1 protein-coding gene is annotated in these 792 nt (G+C 56.8%); it reads right to left on the bottom strand.

Features of this window, described 5'->3' with window-relative positions:
* Window positions 1-792 (bottom strand): hypothetical protein (locus LI953_RS15365; RefSeq protein ID WP_227076964.1); only part of this gene is annotated, 792 nt, incomplete at both ends.

Raw genomic sequence — 792 nt, 5'->3', positions numbered from 1 at the left:
TTTGAACAGGCAGATTCGCTGAATGAAGAAATCCACGAAGCCGTCCAATACATTGTTGGGCGTCTCGTCGCGCAGATAGACCAGCTCTTGGTGCCTGGCTCCACCTTGCAACACCCCTTTCAGCACCTGGGCGTTGAACTCCGGCAATAGCGTCGCCGCACGATCATCCAAGCGCTTCAGCAGCTCACCAATGAAGACGATGCGATTGTCATCGCCTACATCAGGAAAGCTGTAGCGGTGGAAGAGATCGGCAACGTCGTCGATGTCGGCGGCAAGGATCGTGAAGAGGTCTGCCTTAAGTAGGAAATGGTGGGCCTGCATGTGAGCCAGGCCGTCGTGAGAGATGATCGAGTCGACAATGTCCACCGTTGACCAGTAGAGTGGATCGATCGCCGAATAGTGGACGAGCAGCCCCTCCGCCGCCAGCCAGTCCAGGTAGGCCTCAACCCGCCATGCCGTTAGGAGATCAAGGAAGCCGCCCTTCCCGAGATGGGCCAGTTTCAATTCCTTCGCGCTGACCTGTAAGCGCACCGTGGCTTTGAGGGCGGCGACGTCCAGCGCACGCGGGGAGCCGCGGTGTACCACCCCGCCGAGGACAAAACACAGTGGTTCACGCACATTGAACCCGCCAGCGGTTACATGCAGGCGACGGACGTTGTTCGTTTCATCGTAATAGAAGGTATAAACATCATCGGCGTTGGTAAGGTCGTGGAGCGCGATCTCAGGGCCACGCAAGACATTGACGTCGATCTCACGTACTTTCTTCTCAGAGCCAGATCTGTTCAGATTTTC

The sequence above is a fragment of the Acidocella sp. KAb 2-4 genome (assembly GCF_020567705.1).
GTDB lineage: Bacteria > Pseudomonadota > Alphaproteobacteria > Acetobacterales > Acetobacteraceae > Acidocella.
The sequence above is the reverse complement of the archived record's forward strand: the minus strand, read 5'-3'. Positions and strand labels throughout refer to the sequence as shown.